Raw genomic sequence first — 21,991 nt, forward strand, 5'->3', positions numbered from 1 at the left:
ACAAACAGGTAATAAAAACTAAACTTGGTATAATTTATCTGGATCTTTAACCTACCAGCTCCACTTACCCAATAATTAAACCTATAAGCTCTTAAACAATAAAGGAGAGCTGTGATGGGCAGCTCTCCTTTATTGTTTAATTTCAGCAAACTACTCAACGAGTACTTTCATCTGCTTTCTGCCGGATCTGCCTTGCGCGCTTATAATATAATAGCCTCGTTTATAGTTTTGGACCGGTATTTCCGTTTGAGCGGAGCCATTAGCGTGTAAGTACAAAGTTTTAGATTGAACCATTCTGCCCAGCGCATCGTGCAGAAGAATATTAACTGTTTCCTGGCTGGAATAACCGTTCACTTGAACATGAAGAACGCCGCCGGAACTAGGATTAGGATAAACCTGTAGATTTAAGCTCTGCTTTTCCCGTTGCGTTACCGAACGAGTAACAGGTATTTTACGGCTGATCGAGGTCTGCAGGGCACCCAAAGGCTGACTGCTACCGGAGTTGCTTACTTTAAACGATAGGGTTAACGAAGTGCCGGACGCGCCGTTTCCGCTCGCTCCGGAGTACGGAGTTGCCTGTAAAGAATAACTACCTTCCGCAGGTACCCAGCCGACGTAGTCTCCGCTATTTTCTCCAAATAAGGCATAGGGTGGGCTACTTTCGGTTCTGGTATGCAATCTGGTACCGGAAAGCACCAATTTTACGCTGCCAACGGTGCTAGGGCTAGTATTTGCCCGGATGCTCAGGTTCTTAGTAGAGAAATTAGCTAAGTTTAAGGTTGCCCCATCCGAAATAGTTTGAATATCTTTATTCGTATCGGCATTTACTAAAGTATAACTAACTACCTGCTGACTAGAAGTACTGCCACCTACCGTTACATTTACGCAAAAACTGGCGCTTGTAAAAGTGGTACCCGTTCCGGTTCCTTTAATCGTAACAGTAGCCGAGTAACTTCCTTTAGCTAAGCCGGTAGCATCTATGGTAGCTTCCATATCTACTCCGGTTGGAATAGCCGTTCCTGTGGCACGTTTGGTTACTTTAAGCCAGTTAGCATTAGAAGTTAAACTATACGTTTTTTTTCCTTCGATTGTATAGAGCAGATTCTTAATTACCACTTTTGTATTGGTATTTACGGCTTTGCTGAAACACTTGGCCACAAACCCAAACTTGTAAGGTGTATGGCGGGTAAAATTGGCCGTATAAGTTTCTCTACGTTCATTAGAAACACTAGAGTTTAAGGCCCCGTGCGAGATAATTATTTTACTGCCAACAACTTTACTGGATATGCCAAAATACGTATTAGGTAATTTAAACTGAGTCGCATTTGCCCAGGAACCCAGACCATTGTTTCCTTCCGGGGTAAGGACCAATACCGTATTTTGCCCGGCATTAGAAGAGCCTTGTCCGGCAACTACGTAAATTTTTCCATCTACCGGAAACGTGCCCATTTCGTTGTGCGAGCGCGGAGCCGGTAAATTGGTAAGTCGAGTCCAGGTATTCGCTATGGGGTTGTAGGAATGAACAAATACTTGTTCAGTAGCGTCGCAGTCGTGCCGGTATTGGCCGCCAATAGCGTAAATTTTACCTCCTAATACGGCTGTACTCAAATGATTACGCGGGATAGGCATAGGCGCGCTTTTGTTTTCCCATTTGGCCGAGGAGGGGCTGGAAATCCATTTATCTACGTCTAAGGTTAAGTGGTATTTGTTCTGGTCGATGCAGGTAGTTGGCGAAAAACCGCCAAAAACGTGGATGGTACGGCCAATTAATGCGGCTCCACCCCCCCTAAAGGCAGCGCCTGTCCGGTAGCCGGATTTTTCAATTGTGGGCCATTTAGCCACCGGTTATTTGTAATGTCGTAAATAATCACCTGGCTGGTGGCCGGTCCGTTGGTATCTTTGGCCCGGCCACCAATGTGCCAGATTTTATCGTCTACGAGTACTACGCCTTGATGGCTTACGGCTTTGCCACTAGGAAAAGAGGCTCGCAACGTCCATTTATTTGTGGCCGGATCATATACTTCACTGGCTGGTTCAAGATTGGGATACTCTCCAAAACCGCCGAATACATATATTTTGTTATTATATAAAACGCTGGGGCACTCAGAACGTTTGCGAAGGGCATCTGCTTTGCGGGTCCATTGCGCAAAAGAAAAATTAGCCTGTAAAAATAGTAATCCGGTAAGTAAAAGAATGGAGTAAAGCTGTAATCCCTGCTGTTTCCCTCTGGCAAAGTAAATGTAAGCTTGTTTCATAATTTTAATTTTTAATCAGTGAAAACAGGTAAGTAGTTAAGGATAAGTACTTATTAGTTGTTCGTTGCTCGGCTAATCATTATTTGGTAAGCTACTTTAAAGAGTAGACTAAACTAATTTCGTCGGAGTACTTAGATACTTAAAACTTATTACTAATCATTCAATAAAAAATAGACTTTTACTATTAAGAACTGTTGTTATTAGAAATAATAGGCAGAAGTGTTATTTACAGTGTTACTTATTACTGTAGTAGAGACCGGGAAGGAGTGTATTTACAAAAGATCAGAAATATTTAAGTTCTGTATGCTATTGTAGGATTAAAATAATAAAAAGTTTTAATTAACCATAATTTTTGCAAAGTTATTTTTCAATTCGTTGCATAAATAGAAAGAAGCAAACCTTAGTGCTTGATTTATTGCTTTTTACAGTTTTTATAATTTCTTCGATTCCTTTTGAATGGTTACAGTTTCTTTATAGCAGTCAGTTTCGTTGTAAGTACTAATTGTACCTTGAGTTTCGGTGGCAACTTACTTTTTCTCGCGCTTACGCTGGAGTAGGCCGTTGTATTTAATTTAATAAGAATTTTTCCCTGACTTTATTCGGTAAGTTAAGCGCTTTTGTAGTACTTTTCTGCTTCCGGTTATTGACCCGGCCATTCTAACGCTATGATTATTGAAGCCCGTGCATACGCCAGAGCCGCTATCTTAGGCAACCCCTCGGATGGTTATTTTGGTAAAACTATTTCGCTGATTGTTAAAAATTTTGGGGCGCATATTTTATTATACCAAACCCCGGAGTTAGTAATTGAACCTCAACCCCAGGACATTAATCAGTTTAAAAATATTTTTCAGTTACAAGACCAGGTAAATTTAACGGGCTATCACGGAGGCGCGCCCTTGCTGAAAGCGGCCATTAAAAAGTTTGTGGAATATTGCCAGCAGCAACAAATTAAACTTGATAATAAGAACTTTACCATCCGCTATAATTCGTCTATTCCGCGCCAGATTGGGCTGGCGGGTAGCAGCGCTATTATAATTGCTACTTTGCGGGGCTTAATGCAGTTTTACAACGTACAAATTCCCCAGGAGATTTTACCTAATCTGGCTCTAGCCGTAGAAACCGAAGAACTAGGCATAAACGCGGGTTTGCAGGATCGCGTTATTCAAACGTACGAAGGTTGCGTGTACATGAATTTTGACAAACAGCTACTGGCCGAAAAAAAACACGGCTTGTACGAACCACTCGATCCTGACTTACTGCCTAACTTATATATTGCGTATAAAACGGAATTGGGCAAAGTATCGGGCAAAGTGCTGAACGATATCAAAACCCGTTACGATAAAGGCGACCCGCACGTAATTAACACTTTAAACCGAATTGCAAGTTTAGCCGATGCCGGCAAAACCGCTTTGCTTCAGCGCGATTACACCACCTTGCACCAACTAATGAACGAGAATTTCGACCAGCGCTGCCAGATTATGAAAATCAGCGAGAGCAATATGGAGTTGATCAATACGGCCCGGCAATGCGGGGCTTCGGCCACCTTTACCGGTTCCGGCGGTTCGGTAATTGGTATCTACGAAAACGACGAAATGCTAAACAAACTCGTAGCCGAAATGCGCAAAGTAAACGCCCGGGTGATAAAGCCTACGATAGTGTAAAAGTTGGATGGTTGAAAAGTTGAAAGGTTAAAAAGTTTGAAAGTTCTTTAACGATTGGATATGCGTGTTTTCACACTATTCAACACTTCAACATTTAGCAATTTAAAGCTGAGCTATCGACTAAATTAAAGAAATTGAAACATTTTAGTCTATGGACAATCGACCATGGACTATGGACTATGGACTATAAAGAAACTTATGGTAAAAAAAGCAGTAATACCCGCAGCCGGTTTCGGCACCCGTTTTTTGCCGGCTACTAAGGCGCAGCCGAAAGAAATGCTTCCGATTATTGATACTCCTACCATCCAGTACGTGGTGCAGGAAGCCGTTGACTCTGGCATTGAAGATATTCTGATTATTACCGGTAAAGGAAAGGGTGCCATTGCCGACCATTTTGACCGCAGTTTTGAGCTGGAACAGCGCCTGGAAGAGAAGAACGAAGAAGCTTTGTATAAAGAAATGCGCCGCTTATCGGAAATGGCCAATATTTATTTTATCCGCCAGAAAGAAATTAACGGTTTGGGCGATGCCATTTACCACGCCAAAAGCCACACCGGTACCGAACCGTTTGCGGTACTCCTGGGCGATACGGTAATTGATTCTATTATCCCAGTTACCCAGCAGCTAATTGATATTTACCAGCAGTACCAGGCCACCGTAATTGCCGTAGAAGTGGTGCCGCACGATAAGGTAAATCGGTACGGTATTGTGGGCGGCCAGAATATCAGCGATTCCATTATGGAGTTAAATACCTTAATTGAAAAACCGGCCGTAGAAACGGCTCCATCTAACCTGGCCATTGCCGGTCGGTACATTTTAACGCCCGAAATTTACCGATCTCTCGAAGAAACACCCAAAGGAAAAAACAACGAAATTCAGCTAACCGATGCCATGCTGCATTTGCTGAGCACCGAAAAACTGTACTCCTGCTCCATCGAGGGCAAACGCTACGATATTGGTAATAAGCTTGATTTTCTTAAAACCAACGTGGAATTTGCCTTAAAACGCAAAGAGTTTGCCGCTCCCTTTTTTAAATACCTGCAGGAGATCGTTCGTACCCACGAACTGAAGTAAGATGCTGAATACTAGACACTAGACACTAGATGTTGGACTTTTCTTAAACTGAAGGAATCTATTCATTCGATATGTTAGTGCTTCTCGCTACGTAAAGCTCGCTGCAAGTTTATGTGTTTTTTATTTAGCCATTAGCCATCATTAGTTAATGCCAAGCTTATAATTAATTTAAAAAGCTTAGGAGTAATTTTAATTAAAAGTCCAGTATCTAGTGTCAAATATCTAGCGTCTATTTTCTAAAAAGCAAAGCCCACATTAAAGTGCATCCATTTGTGGCGACGACTACCTTTGAATTCCGGAGAAATAAAGGAAACGGCGCTTTCCAGGCGCATGCCTTTGATTATACAAACTAAACCCGTCTGACTTTCGAGTACAGTGCGGGAAATTTCGTTAGGCGCTAGCGTATAAATATTGTTTGAGTTAAAAATTCCGCCCTGCATAGTAGCGTTGTATCCTACTAGTTTGCCTTGCGTTCGCCCGAAAGCGTAAAACTGAAATTTTCGTAAACTCTCCTGGCTACGTGCGGCTTTGTTGCTGATACCCAAATCAGAAAAATAAGAATTCATCCAGCCAAACCGCAGGTAAGCTCCCGCCCGAGCATTCGTGTACAAAGTACCCAGGCTGGCACCGGCTTCGCCTAGTAACTCAAGCGGCTGGGTGCGCAAAATCTCTTTCTGATAATCAAGGTTATAATTTAAAATTAAATCGGTTTTAATCTGGTATTTCCAGCCTTGCGGCACGCCGTGGTGCAAGTACTCGTGAATAGCTCTTTGAAATTTGCCGGCGCCGGTGGCTGGCCCTAAAAATCCTAAGTCGAGGGAGCTGGTAAATCTTTCGTGCCGGATTTTATCTGTTGTACCTGCTACTTGCGTTACGAACATATAAGAGGCATACGGCCGGTCACCGAGGCGAATATTAGGATCGCGAATGTTGGTTGGGGTAAAACTATCGTATTTATAAGCCAGACCGTAAAACTGTTCGGAGCGGGATTTGCTGGGCTGGATTAAAACTTTGTTTATCGGCGATTTGCGAAATGCCGGATTGTAATGTACTACCCCAATTCCTTGCGTATAATAATAATCCACTTTAAAGGTAGCGTCGTTATCAAAAATAAAGTAAAACAGCCTGGTAGAGTTAATAGTGGTAGAATCGGCAGCTACACTGGCTCTTGTTGTTAGCGAAAAAAAGAAGAAAAGCAAAAATAATAGTGGTTGTCCTACTGATTTTAAAAAAAAGAATTCGGATGGAAACCTGTTACGTACAAATTTTAGTAAATGCCTCATAAAGTGAAAAGCCAGGCAAACAACCTGGTGGTTTCTGCTTCAGCCATTGGGGTATAAAATACGTTATAAAAAAATAAACGGTAAAAATTTAAAAATGCGACCCTCATCCACCACTACTATCCCCGACGAACGCCTGAAATGGGTAGAAACCTTGTCTCGTGTAATGGACAGCCAGTTTAGATTACCCGGCACGCAGTTTAAATTTGGCTTAGATCCGCTTTTAGGTTTTATTCCTGTAGCGGGTGCGCTTTCCACTTATGCGGTATCGGGACTTTTGGTCTTTACCATGGCTCGTTACGGCGTTAGCCGGAAAGTAGTTATTCTAATGCTGATTAATATTTTTCTGGACTCCTTGATCGGCAGTATTCCGCTTATTGGTAATCTCTTCGATTTTGTGTATAAAGCCAATGACCGCAATGTGCGTTTACTTCGCCGCCATTACCAGGAAGGTACACACGCGGGCAGCGGTACCGGTATTCTGCTTTTAATTGCCTTATTTTTATTAGTTCTGATGGGCTTACTATTTTACGGTATCTGGACCTTGAGCGCGTATTTGTGGCAACACCTGCAACTTATTTTTAGCAGTTATTAAATATCTTATTTGTAATTATATCTTCTAAAATTGATTGATGATTAAATACCTGTTTGTCCTTAATGCCACTGGTTTTGTCTTCATAAATAATTTTTATTCTTGAAAAATAAAAACCTCTTGCTAGCTAATAGCAAGAGGTTTTTACATAACCTAATGATAACCTTACCTTATACGTTCTATCGGGTAGTATATGCAAAGCCTGTAGCGGAGCAAAGGTTTGGTATATGCCTTGTTAACCACAATATTTTTACTTCAAAATCACCTGCCACTCACTAGGAGATTTAGCAATAGTAGTTATACTGGTAGATTTAGCTATGCCAATATTGTAACCTCTGATTAGTTGAATGACTATGACATTTGTTTTTTTGCTGAAGGATATTTGGTTAAAATAGTTTTTACAACGTCTTTAATTAAGGGAGAATGTTCTAAGGATTCAACTCCCCCTTGATTTTTAAGGGCTTGATCAACAAATATATTACTTGTAAAGCTTTCAGTAACCTTTGTCTCTCCTGATTCAATATAAGTAGTCGTATTCCGGTAAGCACCAGCTTCTTTAACTCCTTCTACTTTTTCCAACTCATTCTTAACTAAAACAAGCTCATCTAATTCAGGGAAATTTCTATTTATATTAATAAAAAATAAAAACATCAAAAGGGATGCAATGCTTCCATAAATATAAAATATATAAGGTTTAACTCTTTTAATTTCCATTGGTTCAAATTCTTGTCCCTCAGAAACAACATAAGTTTTTAGGATAAAGTCATGGAGAGTTTTCCTGTTAAACTTATTTAAAATGTAAAGTAAAATTACCCCAACTATAAATATAGTGCAGATTAAACTTTTTGCCTGATTAAAAGAAGATTCTACAGCTACACCGGGAAATTTGAAGTCTAACAAAAAATAGGGAAGTAATAAGATTAAGGACCTTAAAAATGATTTTTGCAGGGTTAAAAACTTTTCATCTTCATCTATCACCTGAATTTTCATTAATTTCTTTCCAAATGTTTGCCCTTCTTGTAAATAGGAGTTTAAAACAGTAAAATACAATAGGCTAATCGAAAAGCCAATCAAAATACCATTGTTGCCTAATTTCACGAAAGCATCTTTAAAGAAAAGGCCTAATATAAAGCCAAAAGTACCTAGGGATACAATGTCTATTAATAGGGCAAATACCCTAGGCCAAAATTTAACAATTGAAAAGTTCATTTTTTAATTTTTATATTGTGGCTAGCTATCAGGTATGATCCATTAAAAACTTAATCCCGCAGCTTATTATGCAGCTTTTGTGCTTGCAGGCGGGCAACGCCTTTCAGAATATCGCTGGTGTTGGTAATTTCAGTGGCTTGCCAGTAATCACCTTTGTCCTGCATTTTTACCTCCAACACAAACGTAGTATCGTAGCGGGGCTGCGTAAATTCCAAACCAACAAAAGCCGTTTCGCCCTCTTCGCGGGTATATTTTACGCCTTTAAACTTACTGTCTTCGCTTACTACTTTGTTCCATAAACCATTGAACGAAATATCTACTTTTTTCTCCCGGGTGGGGTCTTTGGCAAATGAACCCGTTTCTACGAATTTCTGCACTTCTTTGCGGGCTACACCAGCTAATTGCGGTTTCATAAACTGCAAAGCCTGCTTTAGAACCATACTACCCGGATTTAACATCCCGATCAATCCTTTCTGCCGCGACATGTCGTTTACCAAATTACCGGTAATGCTTTCAAGGTTTACGTATTTTTCGAAAGTTGCCATATCATGATCCTGCAGGGCTTCGTGCGCTTGTAACAGCGAATACTTCGGACTTGAGACTAAATTTTGATAATAGAAATAACCGCTAAGGGCAACAAGAATGACTACAACCAGTAAAAACTTCTTCATAAAATTTGATAATGGGCTAATACAATAATTTTTTGGCAAAGGTATTATGCCTTAACTATTACCTGTGCGCTAAATTTTCAAAAAGCACGACAACATTTAGGTAAGCCTACTAAAACACAGCAAGGTTCTTAAAAAAATACTACCTGTTTATTCCCGGGTTAATTTGATACAGGAGCTTGAAGAAAGGCTCCAATACTTACGCTATTTTATAGTTCTTCATTGCCGTGGTTCTTTCTCTTCCTTTAGGGAATTACTGCCAATAACCACCAGGTTTTTAAACGAGACAACTTAGATGATAGAATTTTGTCATTCTACCAGAAAGAATAATTTCAGACCAAATTTTTGAGGATTTCAGGAGGACTTATCAGATATTTAAATAAAGTACGAAAAATTTCGTATAATTAATTTGGAAGTACGAATTATTTCGTATATGTTTGAATCAAAGTAGTTTTTTATCTTTAAATCCTGATGATATGACAGATATTCAACCTGTAAAACCAACCGAAACGGAATTGGAAATCCTGCAACTATTGTGGGAGCATGGGCCTAGTACGGTACGTTTTGTAAACGAAAAACAAAACGAAAACAAAGAAGTAGGCTATACCACCACCCTAAAAATTATGCAGATTATGGCCGAAAAAAACTTTATCGCCGCCGATAAAAGTAGCCGGTCGCATGTTTACCAGGCATTACTGCCCGAAGAAGATACGCAAAGGCAGTTGCTCGACAAGTTCCTGGATACGGCTTTCCGGGGTTCAGCGAGCAAGTTAGTGTTGCAGGCTCTTGGAAATCACCGCACATCCGAAGACGAATTAAATCAGATCCGCCATTTATTAGATAAACTGGAAGGAGGTCAACAATGAATTACTTACCTGCATTTATCACGCCCAGATTAGTAGAAGCCCTCGGCTGGACTATTCTGCACTCGCTTTGGCAAGGCGCTTTAGTTGCTATTACCTTATCCGTACTCATGATTTTGCTGCACCGGCACTCGGCCCGGATCCGTTACGCAGTAGCTACTATGGCTTTATTTTCGACGCTGGTTATTGCCGGTATTACTTTTATTCGTACGTACCAGCAAGTACCACAACCCGTTCCGGTTTCTAACTCCATTGCTCGGGAAATTCAACCCTCGGTAACGAATTCGGCCAGCAAACCGATGCCTGCTTTAACTCCTTCTGGTAGTACAAAATCGGTGCTGCGGGGGGCTATTTTAATAAATTTTAAGTATTATTTCAGTAAGCATTTGCCGGTAGTAGTACTTGTATGGCTATTAGGTATGCTAACCATGCTGCTGAAATTTTTAGGCGGATTGGCCTACGTGCAACGGTTAAAACATTATAAAACCTATGCATTAGGAACTGCCTGGAATACCCGGTTAGCCAATATGGCGCACAGCTTGCGCGTGAAACAATCCGTGCGCCTCTTTGAATCGGCTCTGGTAAAAACCCCTTTGGTAATTGGTTATTTAAAGCCGATTATACTACTGCCTTTCGGCACTATTGCCAGCCTAAGTCCCGAACAGGTAGAAGCCATTCTGGCCCACGAACTAGCGCATATTTACCGAAAAGATTATTTATTTAATATGCTGCAGGCTTTCGTAGAAATATTGTTCTTCTTTAATCCGGCTATTTGGTGGATGAGCGATTACGTACGGGTAGAACGCGAAAATTGCTGCGACGATCAAGCCATTGCCGTTTGTGGTAACCCGCTTATTTACGCTCGGGCTTTGGCTAGTCTCGAAACCATTGCGGTAAAATCGCCGCGGTTAACTTTAGCTTTTGCGGGTAAAGATGGGTCGTTATTGGGCCGGATAAAGCGATTAGTACAGCAGCCTAATCGGCGGCCTACTTTTTCGGAAGGATTTCTAGCGGCTTGCGTACTTATTGTTGGTTTAACGCTTCTTTCGGTAAGTGCGGTTGCCGGTTTTAAGGTGGCGGTTAAAACGGTTAAAAAAACCAGCTTACCAACAGTGGCAAAGATAAGTCAGCCCAAGAAAGTACTGGTTTCACCAGCCGAAGAGGTAAATAATTTAGAAGCTACTATTCTCAGCTTCGCCGATTCTGTTAGTGGTAAAAAGAGCGATCTTATTATTATAAAAAATAAAAAAGGCGCTATTACCGAGCTTTACGTGGACGGCCAAAAAATACCTAAAGCCAATATTGCCGATTTCCGGAAAGAAATTGATGCCGCCATGGCCGTCACTCAACAGGCGGCTCGCTTGCAACCTGCCGCTGTGCCGGAGCAATTAGCTAAAACTAAAAAAGCATTAAAAAAGCTGGAATCGAACAATAACCAGTATTCCTTTTCTTACCGCGGCGATTTCGACGACTTTTCTGATGTTCCCGTTCCTCCTGTTCCCCCAGTAGAACCGGTGCCGGCTGTTCCGTCTTTTGAGGCTTTCCCACCGTTTCCACCTTTTCCTTCCTTCCCAGCTAAAATGAAGAGTCCTTTGGAATATCTGCGTTCCGATGAAGTAACGGAGAAAACATTACTGGTAATTGATGGCAAAAAAACGCATAAAGCCAAAGGCCAAAATCCGTTAGCTGGTCTTTCCGATGATAATATCCGAGGTATTAACGTACTAGAAGGAGAAAAAGCTGCCCAGAAATACGGTAAAGAAGGAAAAGATGGCGTGGTGGAAGTTTATACCGGACCGGGCAAAGGCCACTTCTTTTATTATGGTTCCGATGAGGATGACGAAACGCTCCGGCAGCACGCCGCCCATGTTAGCCGAGCCGAAGACGAAAGATTGCGGTACCAAGATCGGATGCGCGAAAATCTAAGATTCCAAAACGATAGAAACATTGCCCGCCTGAAGGAACAAGAAATACGGATGAAAGCAGAAGAAGCGCGCATGAAAGAGCACGAAGTTCGCATGAAAGCCGATGAAAAACGACGAATGAAAGAACACGAGATCAGAATGCAAGAGCACGAAGCTAGAATGAAAGAGCATGCCATACGTGCCAAAGAACACGAAGCCCGCGCCGCCCAATTCGAAGAAATTAAAAAAGAACTGGTAAAAGATAAATTAATCGATGCGAACAGTAAAAACCTCTCGATTAATATTAACCAGGATGGCTTTACGCTGAACGGCGTAAAACAACCGGCCGCTATTTTTGAAAAGTATAAAAAACTCTTTTTCCCGGATCGGAAAGACTGGTCCGGCTCTTTTAACCAATCCATTAATATTAACGAGGATTAACAGTTTTAAATTAGTTAGTTTACAGGGAAAGAGAAGCCACTGGCTTCTCTTTTTATTTTTAAATTCCTATCAAATACTAATTAACCAGATTTACTTTATCTTGCCCCACGCTTCCACTTGATACATTCTAGAAGCATGGCAAACCGAAGAAAATTTAATACTTGCCCCAACTGCGCCTATCAATTCCACGGAGTAGATAATTTTTGCCCTAATTGTGGCCAGGAAAATCACAACCTAAACGTTCCGTTCAAACACCTCTTCCTGGAACTGCTCGAAGGCACCCTGCACTTCGATACCAAGTTTTTTCATACTATAAAATTGTTGCTGTTGCAACCTGGCCGGTTAACCGAACGCTTCGTGCAGAATAAACGGGCGGCTTATGTACCCCCAATCCGGTTGTACGTTTTCATTTCGTTTATCTTTTTTCTGATTATAGCCACCGACGTCCTGCACGAACCAGATAAAGGAGAAAGCGGATTGAAAACTTCGGTAACTACTTCTACGGTAAAGCGGCCAGCCAATGATCCGGACCCGAATTTAGATTTATCCGACCGTTCTCAATACAGCCGCATCGCCGCCATGGATAAAGCCCAACAACTTGATTCTGTTTTAAAAGCAAATTATTTCCCCACTAGCCCCTTTGCCCGCCGTTCCCTGTCGAAAGTCGCTAAGTTTTTATCTTATTCTAAAGAAGAGCAAACGCATAGGTTTTATAAGAATGTATCATTATTGATGTTCGTGTTTATGCCCATATTCGGGCTGATTTTAAAGTTAGCCTACTTTCGCCAGAAAAGACACTTCATTCAACATCTTATCTTTTCCATTCATTTTCATTGTTTTATATTTTTAATTTTTACCGTTGCGATCGTACTGGATGCTTTATTTCATACAGATATTATCGAATCCATTGCTATGTTAGGAAGTATTATCTATTTATTTCTGGCGCTTTATTACTTTTACCGGCAAAGTCGCGTACGTATCCTATTTAAAGGCACAGGTATTTTAATTTTATACAGCCTGGCCTTAATAATGCTGGCTGCCACAGCCGGTATATTAAGTATTTTACTTTAATTAAACTGCTTTTTGCTCATGCCGGTCTCTCGTTCCGAAAAAATAAAACGCTCTGTCTATTTCCGTTTGCAACTATATTTCTGGCTTTTCCTAGGAGGAATACTTCCATTAACCAGCTTTGGGCAGGAAACCTGTGTCCTAACCCCCATAAATCTGGAAGAACGTGCCCGCGAAGCCAACCTGATAGTAGAAGCCGAAGTGCTGAATCAGCAAGCGTACTGGGATGCGGCGCACCGGAACATCTACACCCGTCATACTTTACAACTTTACAAAATAATAAAAGGTACTGCCCCCGAAACCCTAGTTGTTGTTACCGAAGGGGGCCAGGTGGGCGGTTCTTATCACGTGTTTTCCGGCACCTTGCAGCTAAAAATTGGCGAGCAGGGCATTTTTTTCTTGAACCCGGCGCCAGCTAAAATGTTGTCGGCCAATCAAAACGAAGCTTTATTTACGGTTTACAGCAGTTCACAGGGTTTTATCTGGTACAATGTACTTACCCAGCAAGCCCTGGAGCCTTTTAAAACTTATTCTACTATTAGTAAAGAATTATACCCGGCTCTCCGGAAAGTAACGCAACCCAATTTTAAAAATATTCGTCCGAACCCAGCGGTAAAAACGCCAACCCCAAGTTCCGGCAAGCCGCAGGCGCCCGCTGGCGCTTGGCGTACCCATGCGGCTCCGGCTATCAGCGGTTTTGCACCGGATACCATTACGGCTGGAACGGGTAGTTTGCTTACGATTCGGGGCTCAAATTTCGGCAGTATCCGCGGAACAGGTTCGGTGCAGTTCCGGAATGCCGACAATGGCGGCAGCAGCTTCATTGATATTCTGGCAGCCGATTATATTTTCTGGACCGATACGGAGATTCAGGTACGCGTACCGGGCAAGAACGGCACCAACAATACACCCGGCAGCGGCGATATTCAGATTACCAATAATGACGGATTGACTGTTAATAGCACCCAACGCCTGGTAATTGAATATTCTATATCGCAGGTAGTGCACGAGGAAAGGCTATTTTCGCCTCGCTTGGTAAATAGCAATGGGCTGGGCGGTTATACTTTCCAGTTTGCGCCTGATTTTTCTCAGAATGAACCCGCTAAAATCGCTTTTACCCGGGCGCTAAATACCTGGTCGTGCCACACGGGTATTAACTGGAACACCGGGGCAACTGCTACTCAAACCATTGCCGCGGACGATGAGGTGAATTTAGTTTGTTTCGACGATGGCGACGAGTTGCCCCGGGGAGTACTGGCCCGTTGCATTAGCCGGTATTCGGGTTGCGGGGATGATACCGCCGACCAGTGGCGGGTTGCCGAAATGGATGTCGTCTTTAATCAATCTACCCGCTGGAATTACAGTATTGCTTCGCCGCAATCTTTGCAAGTAGATTTTGAAACGGTTACCCTCCACGAAATGGGTCATGGCCACCAGTTAAATCACGTAATAAAACCTGGCACAGTCATGCATTACGCCGTAAACCGGGGCCAGGAAACCCGTATTCTGGATGCCCGTACCGATATTGCCGGTGGCCAGTTTACGATGGCCCAAAATGTCATCTCTAACCAGTGTGGTCCGGGCCGCATGATTCCGCAGCCGGTTACTACCTGTTCGCCTTCGCCGGAGTCGCTTACCTTTACCGCCGAGGTTGTTTCTGAAACAGAGGTACGTGCCAACTGGACTTTAAATACTACTTTCCCGGCCACTTCTTTTATTCTGGAACGCAGCAAAGATGCCGCTACCTGGAGTACTCTAAGCACAGTTCCCGTTTCGGGCTCTTCCGCGCCTTACACGTTCTCCGATCTTAAACCTTTATCCGGCGTGAGCTATTACCGGTTAAAAATTGTTACGGCTGACCAAACATTTACTTATTCGCCCATTGAGCGAATTACCCGCGAGGTTCCGGTCAGTCTTGCTATTGCTCCCAACCCGGTAGAGGGAAATACTTTATGGCTCCAATACGTAACCCAAGAAAGCGGACAATTACAAATTCACGTGTACGATGTGGTAGGCCGGTTACATCGGATTTATAACCGGACTTATCAGGCAAACAGCGATTTAATTGATTTGGACGTTTCAGGCTTAGACCCCGGACTTTACGTACTGGTTTACGCCGATGGACGGCAAACCCACCAGGAAAAGTTTATAAAGTTGTGATTTAATTAAAGGATTTTACTTTTTCCGTAAACGTACCAGAAAGCCCCCGCCGGGGGCCATCGTAATGGGAACAAAGTCATTGCGCGAAATGGTTTGAGTGCGCAAAATATAGTCGGAAGCGTAACGGTCGGCGTTTATTCCATCTTCGCAAATACTGGCTTCGTAGGTGCCGGCAGGTAAAAAATTTAGTTTTACATTAAATTGCCGTTTATTCCAATCGGTCATGCCGCCAATGTACCAGTCTTGGCCTTTTTTACGGGCCGTAATAATATAATCGCCCACTTTGCCTTCCAGTACGGTAGTAGTATCCCAAGTAGTAGGAATACTACCCAGCAGCTCCATAAAAGCGGGTTCCAGTAATCCCTGCGAAGGATTACCCGAGAAAAATTGCATGGGGCTGTCGTATACCACAAACATAGCCAACTGGTGACAGCGCGTACCCTGCGACATTACTTTTTCGCTAATCGGCCGGAAAGTCTTAGCGGTAGCGTTATCCAGCAAACCAGGTTCATAATCCATCGGTCCGGCCGTCATCCGGATAAAAGGTAGTTGTACATTATGTTCCGGAGTGGGTTTGTAGCTCCACGCATTGTATTCCGAACCTAATACGCCTTCGCGGGTAAGAGCGTGGGGCCAGGTGCGGGTAAAACCGGCCGGTTTAAAAGCTCCGTGAAACATGAGCATAATTTTATGATTGGCACAGGCAGCCGCCACTTTATGGTAAAAATCAACCGCTTTTTGGTCGTCGCGGTCAATAAAATCAGTCATAATAAAATCTACTCCCCATTTGTTAAATTGGTTTAAAGCCGGTTCCAACTGTTTTTCCAAAGTTAAAGCCAGGGTCCACATGCAAATTTTTATGTTTTTAGCCCGGGCATAAGCCGTTAGCTCGTTCATATCCAGGTTAGGATTAATCTTGAACAAGTCCTGGTTATCGCTCCAACCCGCATCCATCATAATCCTGTCAAAACCGAAGCGTTTCGCAAAATCAAGGTAGTATTTGTAAGTAGCCGTATTAATTCCGGCTTTAAAAGGTATGTTAAACAAATTAATGCCGATAATCCATTCGTCGGTGCCTTTGCCGGGATGAATCCAGGAAACATCCTTTACCCGGGAAGGGGAAGCCAGCCGGTACACCAAATCATTAACCGGCAAATCTTTATCTTCCGGGGCAATGAGTAACACGCGCCAGGGAAAAAAGCGGTTGCCCACCGTACGGGCAATATAGTTGCTGCGCTGCGTAACAATGGCCTGTGGGAATTCGCCGGAAGTAATTTTTTCTGCTGCCGGATAAGGAGCAAAATCGGCCACTAATTGATTATGGCTGGTTCCTCGCAAAAACATACCGGGGTACGCTTCTAAATCCGACTCGGTAATGCTGATTTTCGGGCCTTGCTCCGGAGCGATTAAAGTAGGCGTAAAAATCAAGTGCTCGGTAGTAATGCTATCCAGCGGTTTTATCTGGTAAGGTTCTTCAAAGCTGGTATGGTAAATATCGGCATCGTCTCTTTTTTTAACCGGCGGAAAATATACCCGCTCCGGGGCCGGAAAGTTAAATTCAACCATTTCGTTCTGTACCCGAATAGATTTCTTGAAATGCGTTTGCCAGCGCCAAGCTACTCCGTCGTTATACACCCGCACTACCAGGCTAAACGGTTGCTTAAATTTCACCGTGAGTTCGCGGTAAACATCTGGAATCAATTTTCTTTTTTCCGGTATTGGCGCTACGATGGTGGTTTGCTGCAGGTGCACCGAAGTTTTTTTAATGATCAATTTATTTGCTTTGGCCGAGTAGTTAGCTACATTCAATTGAATGGCGGAAGGCAATAGCAATACTTTTTCTTTATAATAAACCGCGTAATGCAACTGGTCTTTGTTCTGAACAACTACCCTGATGGCTCCATCCGGTGAAACAACACTCACAGAATCTGCTGCCCAAAGGTGAACCGGCAACCACAATAATAAAAGACTGAGCATTAATTTCATGTAGCAGGGTTTCATAGTTCTATCTTTTAAAGTAGTAAGATAATTTTAAACCGGAAATTCTCCGAGCAAAAACTCCTAATGGAATTACTCTCATCCCTCTAAGATAAAATACTATTTTTCATTTTGAGAAGATAAAATAAGAACTTACCTGGTTTTTGATATAATTCATTCGTCGGGTAGTTAGTATGATTCGGCGTGTTAAGTAATGAATTAAGCTAAATTACTTCTATTAAATATAAAATAAATTGAATATAGTTTGCCTAAGTAGAATTTATTCATCTACTTTGTGCTATATTTATTATTAACAATATTATATAATAACTGATTTATAATAACTATTTATATAGTAGGTATAATTTAACCGATAAAACCAAATATTTAAAACTTATTCTACCATGACCAGAACAATTACTCTCACCAAAAAACAATACCTCCTATACTTGCTTTGGTCCTTTATTTCTCAATAAGGTATTAACTCATTATTCTATTATAAGCTATTATAAGATTTTCCAGCCACCAACCAGCTAACCAACATTAAAATGAAGAAGTTTTTTACTACTACCTTATTGATTTTGTCTTTTGTTATTGCTCAAGCAACATCCCTCGTTATTATTAAAAAAGATAGAGGCAATGATGAACGCTTGAAAATGCAGGCAATTGAGCAAACGCGCCAATTAGCCGTTAAAATTGGGTTAAATGAAGCGGATTATATTCGGGTTAAAAATATTACTTACCAGAAACTAGTAGCTACCCAGGAAGCAGAAGAAATGTACGCGAATAATCCTGAAATAAAAGCTAAAAAATTATTAGCCATTGAAACCCAATTTAACGAACAATTAGCCGGCGCCATTTCGGCTAGACAACACAAAATGTACTTGTCCCTGGCTTCGATTAAGTAATACTAAATGGTATTAAGGAAGTGGGGTCACACATTAGATTACCTCTATTTGCTTTCATCTAAGTAGCCAAAAATTAGTAATACTGGTTTGACTGTGGAGAACTTTTCAAGGCTCCGGTGTGCAACAGCTACATTCTGCAGCGGAGCGCGGAAAGGAAGGTTATACTATTCCGGAATAGCCCACCGAATCGGCTAGGCAAATCCGGACTATTCTACCGTATTAGCATCGCCAAATAAAGACCTGAAATAACTCCAAAGCCAAACTTTCACTAGTAACTCTTCTATAAATCCAGCTACATCAGGCACAATTAGCTATAACAAAATCAAATAATACGCGAAGAAGCCATAGAGAGAATGCCTTCTCCGCGTATTATTAAATATTTACCTTTATTGCCGATTCGTCAGTTTATACCATTCCGGCGTTTTAAGCAGTGGCCGGCGACCTTCGTTTTTGGGAGCGTAATTCTTGGCTAAATAGTCTAATATAACCGATTCATCCTTACCTAAATCCCATAAACCCTGGGTTTGCTGCATCCAGCGGATGGTCGCTAGCCAGCCTTCGCGGGTAGCTCGTTTTTCGGTAATTAGTTTCGGAGAATGGCAACGTACACAAGTTGTACTTACTACCGCAAAACCAGGGGCTATGATTAATCCGGTTTTAGTATCCAAACTATCCTTCAACGTTTCCCGTCGACTTAAATCTTTGCGAACCAAAGATGGCTGGGGCTGTCTGGAATGACTGGTAGTAATATTCAATAAGATTAAAAATAACGCCGCTAAACCAAATACAACAGGTTTTATTTTATGCCAATTCCTCTGGCGAATCTTCTCTTTCATTCTCTCTGTCTTTTGGGCCTGATAAACTCTCCGTATTGTTAAAATTTTAAATTATTTCTACGGCAATACGATGGCAGGCATTATTCAGGTAGCCTCCCGGGTTCCAGGCGGGTACTAACATGGGTTGCATTTTGTTGTTACTGTCCGTAGCGCGGGCCCAAACTTCGTAGTATCCTTTATCCGGGAAATTAATTTGGGTAGTCCAATGCTGCCAGCAGTTACGGTTACGCGGTTCTTTTAAAGTGCATTTTTGCCAGGTAGCTCCAAAATCAATAGAAGTATGCATTTCTTTCACCTGTAAATCGCCCACCCAGGCGTGGCCCCGTACTTCCAAGGGTTTACCGGTTGCTACCTGGGCACCTGTTTTGGGGTAAGTAATTAATGATTTTACCGGCATGGCCTCAATAATCCGGAAGTGCTCGTTATCTTCCGGAATTCTAGCGCCCGGCGCAATGGGGTGAATGGGTAAGCGATAATCATGGCCGTTCATTTTAGCTCCGTCGTGTACCTTATTGCGGATAGAAATCCGGGTTAACCATTTGCCACTGGTAGAAGCCGGCCACCCCCCAAATAATACCCGCAACGGATAACCATGCACTAATGGAATATCTTTGCCGTTCATAGCCCAGGCAATTAAAGCTTCGTCTTCGAGGGCCTTGCGCATGGGTACGCCCCGCGAAATAGGCACTTCACCGGGCTTGCCGCTCAAGTGGGTATCTTTCCCGTAATAACCAATATAAACGGCATCGTCTTTTATGCCGGCCGCTTCGAGTACATCGCGCAAACGCACCCCCGTCCACTCACAGCAACCTACACCGCCGGTGGTCCATTGATTACCGCGGCCTGCCGGGCTGAATTCCGAACGGCCGTTACCCGCGCATTCGTGCACCAGTTGGTAGGTATAATGTTTAAATTTCTTTTTTAAATCTTCCAGCGTAAATACTGTGTTCTTTTTAACGGATTCGCCATCAATGGTTAGGGTCCAGGTTTTTACATCAATAGTAGTTGGTTCCAAGCCGTTGTTACGAATAAATAATTTATCGGCGGGAGTAACCGCATCGTCGAGCAGGTGCGGCGGGGTTTCGGCATTTAAAGGTTTATCGCTTAATAAAATTAAGTCCGGATGCTTACCAGCCGGGAGCGGTGATTTATCCGGTAAAGTTGCCGGGGAAGCAAGCTTTTGCGCCGCCCGAACGGTACGATTCGCGAACAATCCCCAACCCCAAGTGAAAGCAGCCATTCGCGCCGATTTAAAGATAAACTTCCGGCGATTAAGTCCGGTAGTATGATTCAAACTTTTTGCACCGGTTTTATTTTCTTCACTTTTCATATTCAGAGTAAAATATATTCTTGCCTAGAACAAGGAAAATTAAGTAGTACCGTTTAGTAAACGAAATTAGCTTGCTATTAGGTAGTAAAACAGCAATTTAATGGATCTACCCCAAATTTTTTAAACCTATTTCTAATTTTAAAGCTGTTAATCCGGGTAAATTGCTTTTAAAACGGATGTATAAAGACTTAAAACTTTGAAATTATACCTTTTAACACCTATTTTTAAATTTTACTTGCCTTATTAGGCGCGTAAATAAATACAATCTTGCGTATATTTGTTTCCCATCCAAATCCGGAAAACTACCAGCTACATTAGTATTTTATTTATCTTCAGCCCACATTTATATTATTGTTTATTTCCATCCATTTTATGAAAAACAAATTATTTACCTGTCTGTTGCTCGGCGCATCTTTTTTGGCGCAAGCGCAAAGCAATAAGATTGATTTTACCGAATATACCCTGGACAATGGCCTGCACGTGATTTTGCAACCCGATAAATCTACGCCCATTGTGGCCGTATCGGTTATGTACCACGTTGGCTCGAAAAACGAACAATCGAACCGCACCGGTTTTGCCCACTTTTTTGAGCACCTGATGTTTGAAGGCTCGGATAACATAAAACGCGGCGAATATGTTAATTTAGTCCAAACGGCGGGCGGTACTTTAAACGCGAACACCACTCAAGACCGTACCTATTACTACGAAGTATTGCCCTCCAACCAATTAGCCTTAGGTTTATGGCTGGAGTCGGAGCGGATGCGCAGCGCCAAAATTGACGAGGCCGGCGTGGAAACCCAACGGAATGTAATTAAAGAAGAAAAGAAAGAGCGCATTGATAACCAACCGTACGGTACCATCCAGGAGAAAACTTTTGCCAATGCTTTTTCGGAACACCCTTACCGTTGGGTTCCCATCGGGTCCGCTCAATACATTGATCAGGCCTCGTTGAGTGAGTTCGTTGATTTTTATAAAACTTTTTACGTGCCCAACAATGCTACCCTGAGTATTGCCGGCGATATTGATATTACTCAGGCAAAAGAACTGATTCAGAAATATTTTGCGGTTATCCCGAAAGGCACGAAAGAAATTCCGCGGCCAACCGTAAAAGAACAACCTAAAACCCAGGAAGTACGGGAAATTGTATTTGATAATGTTCAGTTACCAGCCGTGGTACAGGCTTACCACATTCCGGAGCAAACTAACCCCGATTATTACGCTATTACCATGCTTACCAACCTGCTGACCGGTGGCGAAAGCGCCCGCCTGAATAAGGCTTTGATTGATCAGCAGCAAAAAGCAGTTTACGTGGGCTCGTTTCCAATGCAGCTCGAAGATCCGGGTTTGTTTTTAGCTTTTGCAGTAGCCAATGCCGGCGTAAACATTGATGAGGTGGAAAGAAGCATGGACGCGGAAATAGACCGGGTAAAAAAAGAACAAATCAGCGAAGTGGAGTTTCAGAAGTTGCGCAATCAAATAGAAAACACTTTTGTGCAAAATAATTTTACCGTTGCCGGGCGGGCGGAGCAATTAGCTACTTACCACTTGTTTTATAATAACACGAACTTGATTAATACCGAACTGCAAAACTTTTTAAAAGTAACCAAAGGCGATCTGGCCCGGGTGGCAAACCAATATTTCACCCGCGAAAACCGGGTCGTGCTGCACTATATACCTAAAGTAAATAATTAATTTTAAGAAAATAATATCTGGCTAACTCTAGCCTGCTGGTTCTTCTATCAGCAAGAGCATTCTCCTTAATTAA

General features: G+C 42.3%; 17 protein-coding genes. 9 read left to right on the plus strand and 8 right to left on the minus strand.

From position 1 onward, the window contains the following. Positions 1-150: 150 nt before the first annotated feature. Positions 151-1,842: a T9SS type A sorting domain-containing protein gene (locus AHMF7605_RS18890; RefSeq protein ID WP_106931600.1), complete on the minus strand. Its 1,692-nt coding sequence runs from the start codon at positions 1,840-1,842 to the stop codon at positions 151-153. Then, positions 1,767-2,255, minus strand: coding sequence for a Kelch repeat-containing protein (locus tag AHMF7605_RS18895; protein ID WP_106931601.1), 489 nt, complete (start codon positions 2,253-2,255; stop codon positions 1,767-1,769). The genes AHMF7605_RS18890 and AHMF7605_RS18895 overlap by 76 nt, the downstream gene beginning before the upstream one ends. A gap of 665 nt (positions 2,256-2,920) precedes the next feature. Here AHMF7605_RS18895 and AHMF7605_RS18900 point away from each other — a divergent pair. Both AHMF7605_RS18900 and galU read left to right on the plus strand, forming a co-directional pair. Next, positions 2,921-3,916: a mevalonate kinase family protein gene (locus tag AHMF7605_RS18900; protein WP_106931602.1), complete on the plus strand. Its 996-nt coding sequence runs from the start codon at positions 2,921-2,923 to the stop codon at positions 3,914-3,916. A 198-nt stretch (positions 3,917-4,114) separates the two neighbouring features. Continuing rightward, positions 4,115-4,990, plus strand: coding sequence for a UTP--glucose-1-phosphate uridylyltransferase GalU (gene galU, locus AHMF7605_RS18905; RefSeq protein ID WP_106931603.1), 876 nt, complete (start codon positions 4,115-4,117; stop codon positions 4,988-4,990). Between the two features lie 236 nt (positions 4,991-5,226). On the opposite strand, the gene AHMF7605_RS18910 is transcribed toward galU, so the two are convergent. After that, positions 5,227-6,189, minus strand: a complete 963-nt coding sequence (locus AHMF7605_RS18910) for a lipid A deacylase LpxR family protein (protein WP_158267563.1) — start codon at positions 6,187-6,189, stop codon at positions 5,227-5,229. Between the two features lie 178 nt (positions 6,190-6,367). On the opposite strand from AHMF7605_RS18910, the gene AHMF7605_RS18915 reads away from it, so the two are divergent. After that, on the plus strand, positions 6,368-6,865 hold the full coding sequence (locus tag AHMF7605_RS18915; RefSeq protein WP_106933533.1) for a DUF4112 domain-containing protein: 498 nt from the start codon (positions 6,368-6,370) through the stop codon (positions 6,863-6,865). 348 nt (positions 6,866-7,213) lie between these two features. Here the strand turns inward: AHMF7605_RS18915 and AHMF7605_RS18920 are convergent, their stop codons facing one another. Further along, on the minus strand, positions 7,214-8,071 hold the full coding sequence (locus AHMF7605_RS18920; protein ID WP_106931605.1) for an RDD family protein: 858 nt from the start codon (positions 8,069-8,071) through the stop codon (positions 7,214-7,216). 50 nt (positions 8,072-8,121) lie between these two features. Next, positions 8,122-8,742 carry a hypothetical protein gene (locus tag AHMF7605_RS18925; RefSeq protein WP_106931606.1) on the minus strand — a complete coding sequence of 207 codons (621 nt, stop codon included), beginning with the start codon at positions 8,740-8,742 and terminating at the stop codon, positions 8,122-8,124. A gap of 473 nt (positions 8,743-9,215) precedes the next feature. On the opposite strand from AHMF7605_RS18925, the gene AHMF7605_RS18930 reads away from it, so the two are divergent. The 4 genes from AHMF7605_RS18930 (at position 9,216) to AHMF7605_RS18945 (ending at position 15,175) form a co-directional block, all read left to right on the plus strand. Continuing rightward, positions 9,216-9,605 (plus strand): BlaI/MecI/CopY family transcriptional regulator, encoded by a 390-nt coding sequence (locus tag AHMF7605_RS18930; protein WP_106931607.1) that lies wholly within the window; start codon positions 9,216-9,218, stop codon positions 9,603-9,605. After that, positions 9,602-11,947, plus strand: a complete 2,346-nt coding sequence (locus AHMF7605_RS18935; protein WP_106931608.1) for a M56 family metallopeptidase — start codon at positions 9,602-9,604, stop codon at positions 11,945-11,947. Before AHMF7605_RS18930 ends, AHMF7605_RS18935 begins: the two co-directional genes overlap by 4 nt. Positions 11,948-12,082: 135 nt before the next feature. Continuing rightward, positions 12,083-13,018, plus strand: a complete 936-nt coding sequence (locus tag AHMF7605_RS18940) for a DUF3667 domain-containing protein (protein WP_106931609.1) — start codon at positions 12,083-12,085, stop codon at positions 13,016-13,018. 18 nt (positions 13,019-13,036) lie between these two features. Beyond that, on the plus strand, positions 13,037-15,175 hold the full coding sequence (locus tag AHMF7605_RS18945) for a T9SS type A sorting domain-containing protein (RefSeq protein ID WP_106931610.1): 2,139 nt from the start codon (positions 13,037-13,039) through the stop codon (positions 15,173-15,175). A 15-nt stretch (positions 15,176-15,190) separates the two neighbouring features. On the opposite strand, the gene AHMF7605_RS18950 is transcribed toward AHMF7605_RS18945, so the two are convergent. Further along, positions 15,191-17,176, minus strand: a complete 1,986-nt coding sequence (locus tag AHMF7605_RS18950) for a glycoside hydrolase family 97 protein (RefSeq protein WP_233219186.1) — start codon at positions 17,174-17,176, stop codon at positions 15,191-15,193. A 524-nt stretch (positions 17,177-17,700) separates the two neighbouring features. Between AHMF7605_RS18950 and AHMF7605_RS18955 the strand changes: the two genes are divergently transcribed. Next, entirely contained in the window at positions 17,701-18,060 is a 360-nt protein-coding gene (locus AHMF7605_RS18955) for a hypothetical protein (protein WP_106931612.1), read from the plus strand. A gap of 386 nt (positions 18,061-18,446) precedes the next feature. On the opposite strand, the gene AHMF7605_RS18960 is transcribed toward AHMF7605_RS18955, so the two are convergent. Both AHMF7605_RS18960 and AHMF7605_RS18965 read right to left on the minus strand, forming a co-directional pair. Beyond that, positions 18,447-18,896: a monoheme cytochrome C gene (locus tag AHMF7605_RS18960; RefSeq protein WP_106931613.1), complete on the minus strand. Its 450-nt coding sequence runs from the start codon at positions 18,894-18,896 to the stop codon at positions 18,447-18,449. A gap of 46 nt (positions 18,897-18,942) precedes the next feature. Next, the gene (locus AHMF7605_RS18965) at positions 18,943-20,226 is read right to left on the minus strand and encodes a sulfite oxidase (protein WP_199200264.1); all 1,284 of its coding nucleotides are present in this window, start codon (positions 20,224-20,226) and stop codon (positions 18,943-18,945) included. A 372-nt stretch (positions 20,227-20,598) separates the two neighbouring features. Between AHMF7605_RS18965 and AHMF7605_RS18970 the strand changes: the two genes are divergently transcribed. Further along, positions 20,599-21,918, plus strand: a complete 1,320-nt coding sequence (locus tag AHMF7605_RS18970; protein ID WP_106931614.1) for a M16 family metallopeptidase — start codon at positions 20,599-20,601, stop codon at positions 21,916-21,918. Positions 21,919-21,991: the final 73 nt, after the last annotated feature.

This window comes from Adhaeribacter arboris (assembly GCF_003023845.1).
In the GTDB taxonomy this organism is placed as follows: Bacteria; Bacteroidota; Bacteroidia; order Cytophagales; family Hymenobacteraceae; genus Adhaeribacter; species Adhaeribacter arboris.

What these genes read in the sequence shown, in the direction of transcription:
- AHMF7605_RS18895 (WP_106931601.1), bottom strand. Translation starts at nt 2,255, where the DNA reads ATGAAACAAGCTTACATTTACTTTGCCAGAGGGAAACAGCAGGGATTA.
- AHMF7605_RS18900 (WP_106931602.1), top strand. Translation starts at nt 2,921, where the DNA reads ATGATTATTGAAGCCCGTGCATACGCCAGAGCCGCTATCTTAGGCAAC.
- galU (WP_106931603.1), top strand. Translation starts at nt 4,115, where the DNA reads ATGGTAAAAAAAGCAGTAATACCCGCAGCCGGTTTCGGCACCCGTTTT.
- AHMF7605_RS18915 (WP_106933533.1), top strand. Translation starts at nt 6,368, where the DNA reads ATGCGACCCTCATCCACCACTACTATCCCCGACGAACGCCTGAAATGG.
- AHMF7605_RS18920 (WP_106931605.1), bottom strand. Translation starts at nt 8,071, where the DNA reads ATGAACTTTTCAATTGTTAAATTTTGGCCTAGGGTATTTGCCCTATTA.
- AHMF7605_RS18925 (WP_106931606.1), bottom strand. Translation starts at nt 8,742, where the DNA reads ATGAAGAAGTTTTTACTGGTTGTAGTCATTCTTGTTGCCCTTAGCGGT.
- AHMF7605_RS18930 (WP_106931607.1), top strand. Translation starts at nt 9,216, where the DNA reads ATGACAGATATTCAACCTGTAAAACCAACCGAAACGGAATTGGAAATC.
- AHMF7605_RS18935 (WP_106931608.1), top strand. Translation starts at nt 9,602, where the DNA reads ATGAATTACTTACCTGCATTTATCACGCCCAGATTAGTAGAAGCCCTC.
- AHMF7605_RS18940 (WP_106931609.1), top strand. Translation starts at nt 12,083, where the DNA reads ATGGCAAACCGAAGAAAATTTAATACTTGCCCCAACTGCGCCTATCAA.
- AHMF7605_RS18945 (WP_106931610.1), top strand. Translation starts at nt 13,037, where the DNA reads ATGCCGGTCTCTCGTTCCGAAAAAATAAAACGCTCTGTCTATTTCCGT.
- AHMF7605_RS18950 (WP_233219186.1), bottom strand. Translation starts at nt 17,176, where the DNA reads ATGAAACCCTGCTACATGAAATTAATGCTCAGTCTTTTATTATTGTGG.
- AHMF7605_RS18955 (WP_106931612.1), top strand. Translation starts at nt 17,701, where the DNA reads ATGAAGAAGTTTTTTACTACTACCTTATTGATTTTGTCTTTTGTTATT.
- AHMF7605_RS18960 (WP_106931613.1), bottom strand. Translation starts at nt 18,896, where the DNA reads ATGAAAGAGAAGATTCGCCAGAGGAATTGGCATAAAATAAAACCTGTT.
- AHMF7605_RS18965 (WP_199200264.1), bottom strand. Translation starts at nt 20,226, where the DNA reads ATGAAAAGTGAAGAAAATAAAACCGGTGCAAAAAGTTTGAATCATACT.
- AHMF7605_RS18970 (WP_106931614.1), top strand. Translation starts at nt 20,599, where the DNA reads ATGAAAAACAAATTATTTACCTGTCTGTTGCTCGGCGCATCTTTTTTG.